Origin of the sequence: Pseudomonas sp. SK3(2021) (assembly GCF_016772375.1) — a bacterium.
Lineage (GTDB): Bacteria > Pseudomonadota > Gammaproteobacteria > Pseudomonadales > Pseudomonadaceae > Aquipseudomonas > Aquipseudomonas chlororaphis_I.
In genome coordinates, this window is the sequence record NZ_CP061943.1 from 790752 (window position 1) to 805854 (window position 15103).

13 protein-coding genes are annotated in these 15103 nt (G+C 62.2%); 12 read left to right on the forward strand and 1 reads right to left on the reverse strand.

Annotated features, from left to right (window positions below):
- Positions 1-187 precede the first annotated feature (187 nt).
- From IF690_RS03530 to IF690_RS03560, 7 genes are all read left to right on the forward strand, one after another.
- Entirely contained in the window at positions 188-1945 is a 1758-nt protein-coding gene (locus tag IF690_RS03530; RefSeq protein WP_202698863.1) for a carbamoyltransferase family protein, read from the forward strand.
- Positions 1929-3059: a glycosyltransferase gene (locus IF690_RS03535; protein WP_202698864.1), complete on the forward strand. Its 1131-nt coding sequence runs from the start codon at positions 1929-1931 to the stop codon at positions 3057-3059. Before IF690_RS03530 ends, IF690_RS03535 begins: the two co-directional genes overlap by 17 nt.
- Positions 3059-3955: an antimicrobial resistance protein Mig-14 gene (locus IF690_RS03540; RefSeq protein WP_202698865.1), complete on the forward strand. Its 897-nt coding sequence runs from the start codon at positions 3059-3061 to the stop codon at positions 3953-3955. Before IF690_RS03535 ends, IF690_RS03540 begins: the two co-directional genes overlap by 1 nt.
- A complete protein-coding gene (locus tag IF690_RS03545; protein WP_202698866.1) occupies positions 3952-5358 on the forward strand; it encodes a PIG-L deacetylase family protein in 1407 nt (468 codons plus the stop codon). Before IF690_RS03540 ends, IF690_RS03545 begins: the two co-directional genes overlap by 4 nt.
- A gap of 84 nt (positions 5359-5442) precedes the next feature.
- Complete coding sequence (locus IF690_RS03550) at positions 5443-6399, forward strand: glycosyltransferase family protein (RefSeq protein WP_202698867.1); 957 nt, start codon at positions 5443-5445, stop codon at positions 6397-6399.
- 54 nt (positions 6400-6453) lie between these two features.
- The gene (locus IF690_RS03555) at positions 6454-7215 is read left to right on the forward strand and encodes a glycosyltransferase family protein (protein WP_202698868.1); all 762 of its coding nucleotides are present in this window, start codon (positions 6454-6456) and stop codon (positions 7213-7215) included.
- A gap of 48 nt (positions 7216-7263) precedes the next feature.
- Positions 7264-8367 (forward strand): glycosyltransferase, encoded by a 1104-nt coding sequence (locus IF690_RS03560; RefSeq protein WP_202698869.1) that lies wholly within the window; start codon positions 7264-7266, stop codon positions 8365-8367.
- Here the strand turns inward: IF690_RS03560 and IF690_RS03565 are convergent.
- On the reverse strand, positions 8353-8958 hold the full coding sequence (locus IF690_RS03565; RefSeq protein WP_202698870.1) for a BUD32 family EKC/KEOPS complex subunit: 606 nt from the start codon (positions 8956-8958) through the stop codon (positions 8353-8355). The genes IF690_RS03560 and IF690_RS03565 overlap by 15 nt on opposite strands.
- A gap of 107 nt (positions 8959-9065) precedes the next feature.
- On the opposite strand from IF690_RS03565, the gene IF690_RS03570 reads away from it, so the two are divergent.
- The 5 genes from IF690_RS03570 (at position 9066) to hldE (ending at position 15085) form a co-directional block, all read left to right on the forward strand.
- Positions 9066-10238: an O-antigen ligase family protein gene (locus IF690_RS03570; protein WP_202698871.1), complete on the forward strand. Its 1173-nt coding sequence runs from the start codon at positions 9066-9068 to the stop codon at positions 10236-10238.
- A gap of 15 nt (positions 10239-10253) precedes the next feature.
- Complete coding sequence (msbA, locus tag IF690_RS03575) at positions 10254-12062, forward strand: lipid A export permease/ATP-binding protein MsbA (protein WP_202698872.1); 1809 nt, start codon at positions 10254-10256, stop codon at positions 12060-12062.
- 187 nt (positions 12063-12249) lie between these two features.
- Complete coding sequence (locus IF690_RS03580) at positions 12250-12954, forward strand: sulfotransferase family 2 domain-containing protein (RefSeq protein ID WP_202698873.1); 705 nt, start codon at positions 12250-12252, stop codon at positions 12952-12954.
- Positions 12947-13558 (forward strand): adenylyl-sulfate kinase, encoded by a 612-nt coding sequence (cysC, locus tag IF690_RS03585; protein ID WP_202698874.1) that lies wholly within the window; start codon positions 12947-12949, stop codon positions 13556-13558. The genes IF690_RS03580 and cysC overlap by 8 nt, the downstream gene beginning before the upstream one ends.
- Before the next feature lie 102 nt (positions 13559-13660).
- The gene (gene hldE / locus IF690_RS03590) at positions 13661-15085 is read left to right on the forward strand and encodes a bifunctional D-glycero-beta-D-manno-heptose-7-phosphate kinase/D-glycero-beta-D-manno-heptose 1-phosphate adenylyltransferase HldE (protein ID WP_202698875.1); all 1425 of its coding nucleotides are present in this window, start codon (positions 13661-13663) and stop codon (positions 15083-15085) included.
- The last annotated feature ends 18 nt before the right edge of the window (positions 15086-15103 follow it).

Consider the following 15103-nt stretch of genomic DNA (forward strand, 5'->3'; position numbering starts at 1 on the left):
CTTCGGGCCTTATCGCAGCCTGCGGCAGCGGCTACAGATCCCTCAGAAGCGGGATTCAGCACCAGGGATCATCCCGCGGCAGGTTTACGCTATAATCCCGCCCTTTAGCTGTTTCTCGCCCCAGGCGGGGAGCACATTAATTCCAGGCGCACGTCGCCTGCATGCAGACTTAAGAGGCTAGACCCCTGTGGCATTGACGATTCTTGGCCTGTCCGGCGCCCTTAGCCATGATCCTTCCGCAGCGCTGTACATCGACGGCAAGCTGGTGGCGGCTGCCGAAGAAGAGCGCTTCGTACGCGATAAACATGCAAAGAACCGCATGCCCTACGAATCGGCGAAGTTCTGTCTGGAACAGGCCGGCATCAAGCCTTCCGACGTTGACGTGGTGGCGATTCCGTTCGCGCCGATCAGCCTGTTCGGCAAGGCCCGCTGGCACTACGCCAAGCGTTACTGGTACGCCCCGGACCGCGCCCTCGACGCGATCCTGATGGGCAACCGTCGCTACAAGCGCTATCGCAACAAGATCGTCTGGTGCCTCGAGCAACTGGGCTTCGATCCGAAGAAGATCAAGATCGAACCGGTCGAGCACCACCTGGCCCACGCTTCCAGCGCCTACCACTGCTCCGGCTTCAAGGAGAAAACCGCGATCCTCGGGATCGACGGCAAGGGCGAGTACGCCACGACTTTCTTCGGCTACGGCGAAAACGGCAAGATCCACAAGATCAAGGAGTTCTACGACCCGGACTCCCTGGGCGGCCTATATGGCGCGATCACCGAGTTCCTCGGCTTCGAGATGCTCGACGGCGAGTTCAAGGTCATGGGCATGGCGCCGTACGGCGATGCCAGCAAGTATGACTTCTCCCGCCTGGCCAGCTTTGAAAACGGCGAACTGGTGATCAACACCGATTACGCCAACGTCATCGGCCTGCGCCGCTATAAAGAGAAGGGCAAGGGTTTCTACTTCTCGCCGAAGCTGATCGAGTGGCTGGGTCCGAAGCGCGAAGGCGACATCGCCGACGAGCCGTACATCCACTACGCGGCCAGCATGCAGGCGCTGTTCGAGAAGCTGGCGCTGCAGATGATCGATCACTACCTGGGCGACATCCTCAAGGAAACCGGCAAGCTGGCCTTCGCCGGCGGCTGTGCGCTGAACGTCAAGCTGAACCAGAAGATCATCGCCCGCGACGACATCAAGGAACTGTTCGTGCAACCGGCGTCCGGCGATGCCGGTACCGCGGTCGGTGCCGCGGCCTATGTGTCCCATGCCCGTGGCGTGCCGGTCGAGAAGATGGAACACGTCTACCTCGGCCCGTCGTACAGCAACGAAGATGTGATCGCAGCGTGCGCCCGTCACGAGAACAAGCCGACCTGGCGCAAGCTCGACAACATGCCGGAGCAGATCGCCAAAATCATGGTCGATGGCAACCCGGTGGCCTGGTTCCAGGGCCGCATGGAGTTCGGTCCGCGTGCCCTGGGTGGTCGTTCGATCATCGGTTGCCCAAGCGTGGAAGGCGTGGCCGACCGCATCAACCATCAGATCAAGTTCCGCGAGCGCTGGAGGCCTTTCTGCCCGTCGATGCTCGATACCGTTGCGCCACAGATGATCAAGATCGATCACCCGGCGCCGTTCATGACCTTCACCTTTGAAGTGGCTGAAGAGTGGAAGACCCGAGTGCCGGAAGTGGTCCACGAAGACGGCACTTCCCGGGCCCAAGTGCTCAAGCGCGAATACAACCCGCGCTACTACGACATGATGAAGGCCCTGGAAGTCCTGACCGGCAACGGCGTGTCGCTGAACACCTCGCTCAACCGCCGTGGCGAGCCGATGATCTGCTCGCCGACTGACGCCCTGAACATGTTCTTCGGTTCCGATCTGCAGTACCTGATCATGGAAGACATCCTGGTGGTCAAAGAAGGCGCAAACGCTTATGACACGCTCGGCTGAACGCCATGTGCTGCAGTTCTGCCACGGCTATGACGGGCCGTTCCTGGACTGCGCACGGCAGTATGCCAGCCTGTTCGCGGGCACCGGTTATCGGGTCACCACGGTCTTTCTGACCGGGGTTGCCGATAGCGAGGTGGCCGCGGCCTGCGCCTCCGATGAAGTGTTGTTCATGGAATACAGCTCCAAGGCCATTCGTGGCCTGAAGCTGGGGGCGATACGCGACCTGCGCAAGATCGCCGCGTCGCGCAACTTCAGCTTCTGCATCGCCCACCGCTTCAAGCCGATCTACATCGCATTACTGGGTACCGCGTTGCCGGTGATCGGCGTGCATCACGCGTTTGGCGATTACCAGCGCGGCAGTCGCCGTCTGTTTGCCAACCTGTTCCGCAAGCGCCTAAGCCTGCTCGGCGTGTCCGACGCGGTGCGCGACGACATGCGCGGTTGCCTGCCGCAATGGCCGGCGGCGCGGATCCAGACGCTGTACAACCGGATCGACGTCGAAGCCTTGCAGGCGACCCAGTTACCCAAGGCCGAAGCGCGTCGGGAGCTGGGGCTGTCGTCTTCCGCCTGGATCGTCGGCAATGTCGGGCGCCTGCACCCGGACAAGGATCAGGCCACCCTGCTGCGCGGGTTCGCCGCGGCATTGCCGGGGCTGCCTCGGGAAAGCCAGCTGGCGATTCTCGGCAGCGGGCGCCTGGAGCAGAACCTCAAGGATCTTTCCCGCGAGCTGGGCATCGCCGATCGCGTGCTGTTTCTCGGCCAGGTCACAGAAGCCCGGCGTTTCTTCCGCGCTTTCGATGCCTTCGCCCTGAGCTCCGACCACGAGCCATTCGGCATGGTGTTGCTGGAGGCCATGGCCGCTGGCGTGCCTCTGCTGGCGACGGCCTGTGGCGGGGCCAAGGAAGTGGTCGAAGGCGTCGGTATCCTGTTCCCTTTGGGCGATGCCGAGCATATGGCCCAGGGCCTGCAACACCTGGCCGGGATGGACGAGAACCAGCGCCTGCTGTGCGCCGAGCTGATGTTCGAGCGCCTGCGCGAGCGATTCTCCGACCGTGCCGTTCGCGACGCCTTCTGGCGTCTGCCGCAAGTTACCGATCTGACCGCGAGGCCCTGATGCTCAATCGATTCCAAGGCTGGCGCGAGCGTGGCTGGTCGGTCGTCGACGCCTCGACTTATGCCGCTGCCTGGCAGCGTTTTGGCGGCAGCGTCGCCACCCATCCTTTGGTGGTGGAGCGCCTGGCGAACCTGGCGGGCATCCCGGTTCGCTACCTGGCCTGGGAACAAGCCGGCGAACTGCGGGCGGCGATCCCGACCTGGGGGCGCGACCTGGCGCTGTCCAAGGACGTGCTCAAGCGTCGTGGCAAGAAAGGCCTGTTCGACCTGGGCAACGCCGAGCTGATCCTGCCGGCCGCGCCTGACACCCAGGCTCCGCTGCGCCATCGTGGCCGTTACCTGTCGGCCTTGAACCAGGGCCGCTTCAGCACCCTCAAGCTCCAGGCCGAACAACTGGCCATGGCCCGCACCCCTGAAGAACTGTCGAAGAAGTTTCGCTACAACCAGCGTCGCGAATTGCGCCTGCTGGAAGAGGCGGGCGGTGTGGTGCGTTCGGTCAGCGAGTTCTCCAGCCAGGAGCTTGCGGCCATCTATTGCGATTTGTTCCAGCGGCGCTGGGGGTTCCCGGCCACCGGTGCCGAGCGCATGGCCGAAGTCATCGAGTTGCTGCGCGAGCTGCTGATCGGTTCGGTGATTTTCCTCAACGATGCGCCGATCGCCATTCAACTGGTGTATCGGGTCGAAGCGCCGGAGTGGATCAGCGTCGAATACATCAACGGTGGCGTCGATCCTGAAACCCGCGAGTTCAGCCCTGGCAGCGTGTTGAGTTTCCTCAATACGCAAAGTGCCTGGGAACAGGCGCGGGCCATCGACAAGCCGCTGCGTTTCTCCTTCGGTCGCGCCGATCGTGAGTACAAGGATCGCTGGTGCAACCCCGTTTCGGTGTTCACGGTATGAATCAGCCACCGAGTCGCAAGCAACAGCTGCTCAAGCGCCATCGCCGGCAGAAGCGCCTCGCTCTGCTGATCGGCCTGCTGGTGCTGGTGGCCGTCGGTGTGCTGGTGGCCTGGTGGCTGCCGCTGCTGCTCGCGGTGCTGGCCTGGGTGGCCCATGAGGCCTGGTTCGCCGACCACCTGTTTTATTCGCCCCGGGACGATTATCGGTACAGCTTCCCGTTCGGCACCGAGCAGCCCAAGGTCCACCTGGACAAGCAGCGCCTGGTGCTGGACCAGGCGATCGACCTGGCGGGGGATGAAACCCTGATCCTTGCGGTAAAGGTCAGCAGCACCTGGCTGGGGCGCTTTTTCGACCCTTGCATCTCCCTGGCGGGGCAGGATCGGCAGACGTTCGAGCGTGGCGTGAACGGCTTGCGTTATCTCAATCTCAGTGGACTGGCACGGCCCTTGGCCAGCGGTGAGCTGCAACTGCGCGGGCGTTTCTGCCGGGTGCAGGGCGAGCCGCTGTTGTCGGTGTTCCGCGAGCCGGACTATCGCCAGCAGCGGGTGATGGTCATCGCCCCCCATGCCGACGATGCCGAATTGGCCGCCTTCGGCCTCTACAGCCAGGCTGACGAAACCTGGATCGTTACGCTGACCGCTGGCGAGATCGAGGCCGAGCATTACCGGCAGATGGGCATGAACGGTGCCGATGCGGCGCGGATCAAGGGCCGGCTGCGGGCCTGGGACAGCATCGCGGTGCCGCGTTGGGCCGGGGTTGCCGAGGCGCGTTGTGTGCAGCTGGGGTATTTCTGCCTGCAACTGCCGGCCATGCAGGCGGCGCCGAACCGCCCTGTGGCGTCCCGCGAGGCCGAGCTGTCGGATATCCGCCTGTTCCGCCAGTTCAATCCGTTCCCGCTGCCGGCGGATGCCGATGGCGCACCGACCTGGAACAACCTCTTGGCCGACCTGCGGGCGCTGTTGCTCAAGGCTCGCCCCGAGGTGATCGTGCTGCCGCATCCGACACTCGACCCGCACCCGGACCACATCTGCGCCCAGCAGGCGGTATTGGAAGCGTTGCAGGGGCTGGAGTGGCAGCCGACCACCTTGCTCGGTTACGCCAATCACTTGCATGACAACGACCGTTGGCCGATGGGCGATTCGGGGGCGGGCATTGCCCTGCCGCCAGTGTTCGACCCGACCCAGGAGCTCAGGCCCTGCTGCTTGCCGCTGTCGGTCGAGCAGCAACGCGACAAGGCAATGGCGCTGGGCATGATGCATGACCTGCAGCCACGGGCGCCGTTCAAGCGCCGCCTGCGCCGGGTCCTGCAGCGTGTGTTGGCCGGCCGCGCCGCGTCGCCTTATGGCGAGAACGAGTTTTTCCGCAAGGCGGTACGCCGGCATGAGCTGTTCTGGCGTTTGTAAATTGATATTGCATGACACCCTTTTGCCTGTCGGCCAGGGTAGTTTCGCTCTTTTGTCCGGTTGCTCACGGCTGCAAGGAAGATGATGAAGGTTCTATTTCTGGTGCAGAAAGAACAGCGGGCCATTCTGGACCGTCTGTACGAAGGCGTTGCCGCCCATTGCGAATGCGACCTGCGGTGGTTGAGCAGCGATGAGCAGCGCAACCTGCGTGGCTATTTCCGCCGTGAGGTGGATGTATCGCGCTACGACCGCATCGTGTTCTTCCTGCGTTTCAAGCAGGAAATCCGCCAGGCGAGTTTCATCCGCAGCATTCCCAACCTGGTGATCCTCGAGCACGACGCCTACCAGAACTACATCCCCTGCAAGTACACCGGCAAGTTCAGCGCGCACTACCGCCGCCTGCCATGGGCACGGGTGATCAGCTCGGGGTTCATGGTCAGCGAGCGCCTGCGCCAGGAAGGTTTCGACGCGGTATTCGTGCCCAAGGGCTACGACCAGACCCTGCTGCAGGATCAGGGCCGCGAGCGGGACATCGAGCTGGCATTCGTCGGCAGTACCAACAGCGTGGCCTACAGCGGGCGCAAGGCGTTGCTCGACGAACTCGGCCAGGTCGAACCCCTGGTGGTGACGCGGACCAAGTCGGGCGAAGAGTATTGCGACACGCTCAACCGCATCCGCTTTTTCGTCAGTGCCGACGTCGGCATGGGCGAATACATGATCAAGAACTTCGAGGCCATGGCCTGTGGCTGTGTGTTGCTGGCATTCGACCAGGGTGAGGCGGAAAACCGCGCGCTGGGTCTGCAGGACCTGCACAACGTGGTCTTTTATCAGAACATCCCGCAATTGCAGGAAAAACTCGCCATGTTGCGCGCCGATCCGGCCCTGGCGCAGAGCATCGCGCGAAACGGCCGCGATCTGGCGGTCTCTCGGTTCAGCTTCGCCCGTATCGGTCAGCGTATCGTCGAGGAACTCCAGCCCGCATTGCGGCCTCGTGCACCCTTGAGCCTTATCGAGCGCGTACGCTCGAAACTGGGTGTTTGACAGCGATCGCTGAGCCCTTAATAGTGATCGCACTTTGTCGTAGGTGAGAATCAAGTGCAGTTTAGTCAAGAGAGTGAGATCACGTTGGTGGTCACCAGTTGTGGTCGTCTGGACCTGCTCAAGCTCACGCTGGAGAGTTTCGACCGCTTCAACAGTGCGCCGATCCGCGAAGTCTTCATCACCGAAGATGCTGGCGACGAGCGGGTGCGCACGGCGGTGCCCGCCCATTGGAAAGATCACTGTACCTTCTTCGTCAACCGGCCGAAGCTCGGGCAGTTGGCGTCGATCGACCTGGCCTACGGGCAGGTCAAGACCCCCTATATCTTCCATTGCGAGGACGATTGGGAGTTCTACCGCCCGGGTTTTGTCGAGGATTCGAAAGCGATTCTCGAGCAGCGCCCGGACATCCTGCAGGTCTGGTTGCGCAGTTATGCCCACGACCTGCGAGTCCATAGTCCCTACATTCACTTGGGCGCCCGCGAGTTGATCGGTGGTGTGCCTTGTTATCCGCTGATCTCCGACAAACCCGAGTGGCAGAGCTTCTCCCTGAACCCGGGCTTGCGCCGGATGGCAGAGTATCGACTGTGCGCGCCTTTCGCCGGGCACGGCGGCGAGAAAGCGCTGTCCAAGCGCTATGCTGAGCTGAATCTGACGGCTGTCAGCCTGGAAGGCGATGCGGTATTGCATACAGGCTTCGGTCTGCATGTGGAGACTGCCGCCGAGCGGCAGCGTAAGGCTCGGCGCAGTCGTCGCGAGCAAATCAAGCTTGTTTTAGTCCTGTTGGCTGGAGTCGGTATTGGCTGGTTTATCCATTAGTTCTACCGGTTTCACTTTCCCGAATACCGCGAAAGGGCTATGTGCCCAATGAGCATTCTCAACGTCATGTGGGCAGGCGGCAGTGCGTTTGCCTCCGTTCACAAGGTTCACCAGCAGATCCTCTCTCAGGCCGAGCCAGGCACTGTGGTCAAGACCTGGCTGCTGCAAGGCTCGTCCATCGGATGCGTTGCTGAAGTGGGGGAGTGCCGGGAGTGGAACCTGTCGTCGGCGCGCCTGAAGGGCAAGCATTTCTGGCGCTTGCTCAAACCCTGGCTGCGGGCCAGTTTTCGCAAGGCGTTGCGCGAAAGCGATGCCCAGGTGTTGTTGCTCGATGGCCTGGGGGTGGCGCGTATCTTGTTGCCGGTCCTCAAGTCATTGCCGCACATGCGTGCGGTGGTGGTGATCCACGGCTCCACGCGCTTGCATCGCAAGGATCAACGGTTGTTCCGGCAGTTCCCCGCCTCGCAACTGACTCTTGCGGCTGTTTCGCAGACCCTGGCGTCATCCCTCGAGTACGATTTGCAGATGCCGGTGACAGCCTTGCGCAGTGCGTTCGATCCTCAGGCGTTCAACACAAGGCTGCTGTCGCGTGCCGAAGCCCGGGCAACCCTCGGCCTGCCCGCGGGCGATGCTCCGGTATTCGGCGCGGTCGGGCGTCTGGTGGACGATAAGGGTTTTGCTTGTCTGCTGGAGGCCTTCGCCAAGGCCCTGGCGAGCCGGCCGGAAATGCGTCTGGTGATTATCGGCGAGGGCTCGAATCGCACGGCGCTCGAGGCCCGCATCGACCGGCTGGGCCTGCAGGACAGGGTTTCGATGCCTGGACATCTGAAGCATGCGGCAATGCTTTACAAGGCATTCGACTGGGTGGCCATCCCGTCGCTGGACGAGGGCCTGGGGCTGATCCTGCAGGAGGCCGTGATGTCTGGTGTACCGGTGTTGACCAGCGATTTGCCAGTGTTCCGTGAGCAGTTGGCTGAAACCGGGCGTTATGCGCCGGTGAATGACATCGACGCCTGGCAGGAGGCGATTCTTCAGGCTCTCGACCTGCCCACCCAGAGCATCGCGGCGGATCAGTACGCTGCTCTGGCCCCCGACCTGGCCTGGCAGCGTTTCAGCCGGGCCGCTACCACCCTGCTGTCATGCCGAGAGTAGGGCCTGCTCCAACGCTTGTATCGGAAAGCTCCCGTTCAGCTTCTCCCGAGCAATATAACGGGCGAAGTGTTGCAGGTTGCGCTTGACCAGATGGCGCGGTAATGGCCCGCGGAAAAAGCGCATGTCGGCCACATCGATCAGGCCGAAGCGGTTATCCGGGGTGATGACGATGTTACCCAGGTGCAGCGAGCGAAAATAAATCCCCGAGCTGTGCAGGCTACGAATCAGTTCAACCAATGCCGGCAAGGTCTGTTGCCAATCAAAACCTTCCTTGCTGGCGACCTGGCGCAGGGTTTCGCCTGGCAGCGGTCGGTAGAGCACCGCGGTCATGCCGGGTTGTTCCAGGCGGTAGAAGTCCAGAACCTGCAGCGTGGGAACGCCGAGTTGTTCCAGGCGTGCGGCGTTGTCGATGAAGCGCTTCGAATAAGGCCGAAACAGGGCGGATGAAAAAAGACGTTTGCGCCGGAACAGTTTCAGAATATTCCCATCCTGCAACAGGTAGACTTTCGGGCCGTAACTGTCGGCCTCCAGAATTCTGGCGCCTTCAATCATCTGATTCAAAGTGGCTTGGGGAAGCCGGGAGCATTGCATCGTAGGAAGCCTTGTCGAAGTGGCGGGCACAGTGGCGGGCAATGATGCCGAAAAGTTGTTGTTTTAACCATGCCGGGTTGGCAGGTGAATCATTTAGGAGCGTATAGATGCAGGCCACACGCTGGGCGCAAGTATGGATGACAATCGGGTTGCTATGGTTTTTGCTGGCCATCGCACTGGCGCCCACCAACAAGCTCTACCAACAGGGGCTGGTGGTCTTTTTGTGGTTGCCGGCGATGATTCTGGCCTGGCCCGCGCGCCAACGCCTGGTCGAATGGTGGCATGCCCAGCGCTGGCTTGGCCTGGCGTTGCTGGGGTTGGCGATATGGGGGCTGGTCAGCCTGCTATGGACGCAGGCGGCGGATCCGTCGCGCGAGGCCAAGCGCCTGCTGTATATCGCAGTATTCCTGCTGTTCTTCCCGGTTTTCGCCAATGCCCGGACTGAGCGGGTGATCCGCGTCATGCAGTGGGGCGGGCTGGGGCTGGCGGTGACGGCGCTGATGGCCATCATCCAGTTCTACTGGGTCAACGGAAATGTCTGGTGGGCACGCCTTGTGGGATTGGGTGAGCTGGCCCATCCGATTCTGGGTGGTTATGTCATCGGCCTGGCCGCCATCTGGCTGCTGCACTGGGTGCCACGTACTCGCGGCCTTCAAGTAGTGTGGCTGGTGGCTTTGGCGCTGCTTGGTGGGTTTGTCGTGCTCTGCCAGAGCCGCGGTGCTGCCCTGGCCTTGTTCCTGACCGTGCTGGCGATGCCGATCTGGTGCCGTGACCGACTCAGCCGAATTTTCGCGGCGGCGGCATTGCTGTTGGCAATGTCGGCGTTCTGGTTTCTCGAGCCTTTGGTCCTGGCGCGTGGTGTTTCCTTTCGCCCGCAGATCCTGATGGCCAGCCTGCAGATGATCGCCGAACACCCCTGGACAGGCCTCGGCCTGGGATCAAGCTATAGCGTGCATGCCGAAGGGCAGGCCTTCGATCACGCCCACAACCTGTTCAGCCACATTGCCATCGAATTGGGTATCCCCGGGCTGCTGCTCTGGGTCGTGGCCTGGTTTGCCGCCCTGCGCGAAGCCTGGCGCGCCCGTGAAACGCTTTATGGCCGGGGCGTCATCGGAATCTGGCTGTTCTCTTTCCTGGCCATGCAGTTCGATGCCGCCAGCCTGACCGGAACCCCTCGCGCCGAATGGTTCATCAGCTGGCTGCCGATCGGCCTGGCCACTGTTTTGGTCTGGGCACGGGGCGGTCACACAGGCTGTGATAAAATCCCGCGTTCCTCCTAAACAGTGAGCTCGACGATGAGTGATACACCGCTCAAAGCGGAACAGGATTCCAGCCTGAAAATCTATTTCCGGCTGTTGGGGTATGTAAAACCCTACATAGGCATTTTCCTGCTGAGTATCGTGGGCTTCGTGATATTTGCATCCACCCAGCCGATGCTGGCGGGCATTCTCAAATATTTCGTCGACGGCTTGAGCAATCCCGAAGCGGTGCTCTTCCCCAACGTTCCCTATCTGCGCGACTTGCAGCTATTGATGGCGGTGCCGCTGCTGATCATCCTGATCGCGGCGTGGCAGGGGCTTGGCTCCTTCCTCGGCAACTACTATCTGGCGAAGGTTTCCCTGGGGCTGGTGCACGACCTGCGGGTCGAGCTGTTCAACAAGCTGTTGGTCCTGCCGAATCGCTATTTCGATACCCACAACTCCGGGCATCTGATTTCCCGCATCACCTTCAACGTCACCATGGTCACCGGTGCCGCCACCGACGCCATCAAGGTGGTGATTCGCGAAGGCCTGACAGTGGTATTCCTGTTCGTCTACCTGTTGTGGATGAACTGGAAGCTGACCCTGGTGATGCTGGCGATCCTGCCGTTGATTGCAGTCATGGTTGGCAGCACCAGCAAGAAATTCCGCAAGCAGAGCAAGAAGATCCAGGTGGCGATGGGCGATGTGACCCACGTGGCCTCTGAGACCATTCAAGGCTATCGCGTGGTTCGCAGCTTCGGTGGCGAACGCTACGAGCAGCAGCGTTTCGTCGACGCCAGCCAGAGCAACACCGACAAACAGCTGCGCATGACCAAGACCGGTGCGGTCTACACGCCGATGCTGCAGTTGGTGATCTACTCCGCCATGGCGGTGCTGATGTTCCTGGTGCTGTTCCTGCGTGGCGATGCCACCGCGGGCGACCTGGTGGCCTACATCACCGCGGCGGGCCTGCTGCCCAAGCCGATTCGCCAGCTCTCGGAAGTCAGTTCGACCATCCAGAAAGGCGTGGCGGGCGCGGAAAGCATCTTCGAGCAACTGGACGTCGAGCCTGAAGTCGACCTGGGCCAGGTCGAGCGCGAGCGCATCGCGGGTCGGCTGGATGTGCGCAACCTGAGCTTTACCTATCCGGGCACCGACCGGGAAGTGCTGAAGGACATCAGTTTCTCCGCGGCTCCCGGACAGATGATCGCGCTGGTCGGCCGTTCCGGCAGCGGCAAGTCGACCCTGGCCAGCCTGATTCCGCGCTTCTATCACCACGAAACGGGGCAGATTCTCCTCGATGACGTGGAGATCGAGGATTACCGCCTGCGCAACCTGCGCCGGCACGTGGCCCAGGTGACCCAGCATGTGACCCTGTTCAACGACAGCGTGGCCGCCAACATTGCTTATGGCGACCTGGCCGGGGCGCCGCGGGAAGATATCGAGAAGGCGGCGGCGGATGCCTATGCCATGGACTTCATTTCGCAGTTGCCCGAAGGCCTGGACACCCAGGTCGGCGAGAACGGCGTGCTGCTCTCCGGCGGCCAGCGCCAGCGCCTGGCGATTGCCCGGGCCCTGTTGAAGAATGCGCCATTGCTGATTCTCGACGAAGCCACCTCGGCCCTGGATACCGAGTCCGAACGGCATATCCAGGCGGCCCTGGACAAGGTGATGAAGGGGCGCACCACCCTGGTGATCGCACACCGCCTGTCGACCATCGAGAAGGCCGACCTGATTCTGGTCATGGACCAGGGGCGGATCGTCGAGCGCGGCACCCATGTCGATCTGCTGGCGCAGAACGGCTATTACTCGCGCCTGCATGCCATGGGCCTGGACGAGCCCGCGTCCGAAGGCATTGCCTGAGCCAACGCCAGGCTGGGCACTGCCCATCCAGGAACGACCCCGGCGCGCAATGCGCCGGTCGGTCTTTGTATCCCGCCCCTTACAGTCTTGACCAAGCCTAAATAATTCCGCGTCTCGCGCTTGTTATGGTTCCAGCCTCAATCGTCGGCTGAATCGAGGGGGCCAACCCCGTCGCGCGGGTACTGGAATGCTGCAACGTTATCTGTGGAAGTTATTGCCCAAGTCGCAACGGGCGTTCTTGCTTGGGCGCCTGTCTGTGGTGGACCGGCAGGTGGTGAACAAGGCCATGTCCGCCAACGTCCGTTTTCCGGCGCCGTTCCGTCAGCACGGTTGTGTGTTCATTCATGTGCCCAAGTGCGCCGGGAGTAGTCTGTGTTCGGCATTGTTCGACGGTTGGACGCCGGGCCACCTGCCTCTGTACTGGTACGAGCAACAGTTTCCTCAGCAGTTCGCCAGCAGTTTCAAGTTCGCCGTGGTCCGCGATCCCCTGGAGCGGGCCTATTCGGCCTATGCCTTCCTGCGTGGCAACGAACTCAGCCGCCGCGACCAGGCCGCCCAGCGGTTGGTCAGCCACTATCGCGATTTCGACGATTTTGTCGGCCGCTGGCTGCATCCGGAAAATATCCACAAGCAACTGCACTTCGCCCCGCAGACCGACTTCCTGGTGGATTCCATGGGGCGCCTGAACATGGACTTCATCGGCTATCAGGAGCACCTGCAGCGGGACTATCAGTTGCTCAGCGAGCATCTGGGTGTGAGCAGGTCCCTGCCGCACCTCAACGAATCGCGGCAGCGGCACCAGGCGCCTGCCCGGGGCTTCTGCTCGGTACGCACCCGGCGGCTGGTGCGTCGGGCGTACCAGCGCGACTACGAGATGCTCGGCTATGAATGAGCCCTTGTCGCCGCATTGCCCGCGACCGGACATCCGCCCCTGTAGCCTGTCCCTGACCGCTGCCGAGCGGGCGGCGCTCAAGCGGCAGCGTCCGTGTTGTATCTGGCTGACCGGTTTGTCCGGCGCCGGCAAATCGACCCTGGCCAATCTGCTGGAATTGCGTCTGAACGGGCAGGGCCTGCATACCTTCGTCCTAGATGGCGACAACGTGCGCAGCGGCCTGTGTCGCGACCTGGGCATGGGCGCCGAGGCGCGCAAGGAAAACATCCGGCGCCTGGCCGAGGTGGCAAAGTTGATGGTGGAGGCGGGGTTGATCGTGATCGTTTCGGCGATTTCACCGTTTCGTGCGGAGCGCGCCGCAGCCCGGGCCTTGTTCGCGGCGGACGAATTTCTCGAGGTGTACGTGAGTACATCCTTTGCTGTCTGTGCCCAACGCGACCCCAAAGGCCTGTATCAGGCAGCGAGCGAAGGGCGTATCCAGAACTTCACCGGGCTCGACAGCCCCTACGAAGCGCCGCTTTATCCCGACAGCGAGATCGATACCGAAACGGTCGGGCTGGCTTGCGCGACAGACCGGCTCATGGCGCTTTTGCTCAATAAATGAACAGTTTGCGGCGATCGCGAATACTCGTGCAGCGGTAGAACTAGGCAGCGTTCACCCTGTGTTAATATCGCGCCCCTGTTCATTTTGTATGTGGGTTGCTCCATGAAGTTGTCCATGCCGCGATTCGATCAAGCCCCTGTCTTGGTGGTCGGCGATGTCATGCTCGACCGTTACTGGCATGGTGGTACCTCACGGATTTCCCCTGAGGCGCCGGTACCTGTGGTCAAGGTCGAGCAAATCGAGGACCGCCCGGGCGGTGCCGCGAACGTTGCCTTGAACATTGCCGCACTCGGCGCACCGGCCTCGCTGGTCGGCGTTACCGGCGACGACGAGGCTGCCGAGAGTCTCTCCAACAGTCTTGAAGGGGCGGGCGTACGCGCCTTGTTCCAACGCATTGCCCATCAGCCGACCATCGTCAAGCTGCGGGTCATGAGCCGTCACCAGCAACTGCTGCGTATCGATTTCGAAGAACCTTTCGCCACCGATGCCCTGGCATTGGGTGCTGAAGTCGCCCAGTTGCTGGACGGCATCAAGGTGCTGGTGTTGTCCGACTACGGCAAGGGTGCCCTGAAGAACCATCAGGCACTGATCCAGGCCGCGCGAGCCCGTGGCATCCCGGTGCTGGCGGACCCGAAAGGCAAGGACTTTTCGATTTACCGCGGCGCCAGCCTGATCACCCCGAACCTCAGCGAGTTCGAGACCATAGTCGGCGGTTGCGTCGACGAGCACGATCTGGTCAGCAAAGGCGCGAAGCTGATGCACGACCTGGAGCTGGGCGCCTTGCTGGTGACCCGTGGTGAGCACGGCATGACCTTGCTGCGTCCCGATCACCCGGCGCTGCATTTGCCGGCCCGGGCCCGTGAAGTGTTTGATGTCACCGGTGCTGGCGATACGGTGATTTCCACCCTGGCGGCGGCGATCGCGGCGGGCGAAGAGCTGCCGCACGCGGTGGCCCTGGCCAACCTGGCCGCCGGCATCGTGGTCGGCAAGCTGGGTACCGCGGCCATCAGTGCGCCGGAGCTGCGTCGCGCGATCCAGCGTGAAGAAGGTTCCGAGCGCGGTGTGCTGAGCCTCGACCAACTGCTGCTGGCGATCGACGATGCGCGTGCGCACAAAGAAAAGATCGTCTTCACCAACGGCTGCTTCGACATCCTCCACGCCGGCCATGTGACCTACCTCGAGCAGGCGCGGGCCCAAGGCGATCGCCTGATCGTGGCGATCAACGACGATGCCTCGGTCAGCCGCCTGAAAGGCCCTGGCCGTCCGATCAACAGCGTCGACCGGCGCATGGCGGTACTGGCCGGTCTGGGCGCGGTGGACTGGGTTATCAGCTTCCCTGAGGGGACGCCGGAGAACCTGCTGGCCCAGGTCAAGCCGGACGTGCTGGTCAAAGGCGGGGATTACTCGGTCGACCAGGTGGTCGGCGCCGATATCGTCAAGGCTTATGGCGGCACGGTGAAGGTGCTGGGGCTGGTGGAGAACAGTTCCACCACAGCCATAGTCGAAAAGATCCGCAAGACCGAATAAGGCTTGCTACCAACCCGC

Bases quoted from the DNA above. Each gene is read 5' to 3' on its own strand.
- IF690_RS03535 (WP_202698864.1), top strand. From the start codon at position 1,929: ATGACACGCTCGGCTGAACGCCATGTGCTGCAGTTCTGCCACGGCTAT.
- IF690_RS03540 (WP_202698865.1), top strand. From the start codon at position 3,059: ATGCTCAATCGATTCCAAGGCTGGCGCGAGCGTGGCTGGTCGGTCGTC.
- IF690_RS03545 (WP_202698866.1), top strand. From the start codon at position 3,952: ATGAATCAGCCACCGAGTCGCAAGCAACAGCTGCTCAAGCGCCATCGC.
- IF690_RS03550 (WP_202698867.1), top strand. From the start codon at position 5,443: ATGAAGGTTCTATTTCTGGTGCAGAAAGAACAGCGGGCCATTCTGGAC.
- IF690_RS03560 (WP_202698869.1), top strand. From the start codon at position 7,264: ATGAGCATTCTCAACGTCATGTGGGCAGGCGGCAGTGCGTTTGCCTCC.
- IF690_RS03565 (WP_202698870.1), bottom strand. From the start codon at position 8,958: ATGCAATGCTCCCGGCTTCCCCAAGCCACTTTGAATCAGATGATTGAA.
- IF690_RS03570 (WP_202698871.1), top strand. From the start codon at position 9,066: ATGCAGGCCACACGCTGGGCGCAAGTATGGATGACAATCGGGTTGCTA.
- msbA (WP_202698872.1), top strand. From the start codon at position 10,254: ATGAGTGATACACCGCTCAAAGCGGAACAGGATTCCAGCCTGAAAATC.
- IF690_RS03580 (WP_202698873.1), top strand. From the start codon at position 12,250: ATGCTGCAACGTTATCTGTGGAAGTTATTGCCCAAGTCGCAACGGGCG.
- cysC (WP_202698874.1), top strand. From the start codon at position 12,947: ATGAATGAGCCCTTGTCGCCGCATTGCCCGCGACCGGACATCCGCCCC.
- hldE (WP_202698875.1), top strand. From the start codon at position 13,661: ATGAAGTTGTCCATGCCGCGATTCGATCAAGCCCCTGTCTTGGTGGTC.